This is a genomic window from Pseudoalteromonas sp. S1610, from assembly GCF_005887465.1.
Lineage (GTDB): Bacteria > Pseudomonadota > Gammaproteobacteria > Enterobacterales > Alteromonadaceae > Pseudoalteromonas > Pseudoalteromonas undina.
Genome location: NZ_PNDI01000156.1, coordinates 1 through 260 on the forward strand (window position 1 = coordinate 1; position 260 = coordinate 260).

At 40.0% G+C, this 260-nt stretch carries 1 pseudogene; it reads right to left on the minus strand.

Going from position 1 to position 260, the window contains the following annotated elements:
• A pseudogene (locus CWB77_RS18195) lies at positions 1 to 260 on the minus strand (monooxygenase); the annotation flags it as partial.

Genomic DNA, 260 nt, shown 5'->3' on the forward strand with positions numbered 1-260 from the left:
GATGTATTTGCTGATACTCAGTATCAAACATCACTGTGGCATTACTTTGTTGCTCAAGGTCTTTTATTAGCGCAAAGCTAATAATATAGTTTTCAGCTATGTGCCCTAAATGCTCAAGCTCAAGAGGCACGTTATTAAAGCTTATTTTTCCAAAGCTGTCTGCAACCCGTACATCCATGTGCGTATAACCACAAGAACGCTCAGCTATTATGTGTCGCCATACATTTAATAGCTCCAGTAAGGTCAGGCTGGCAATACTT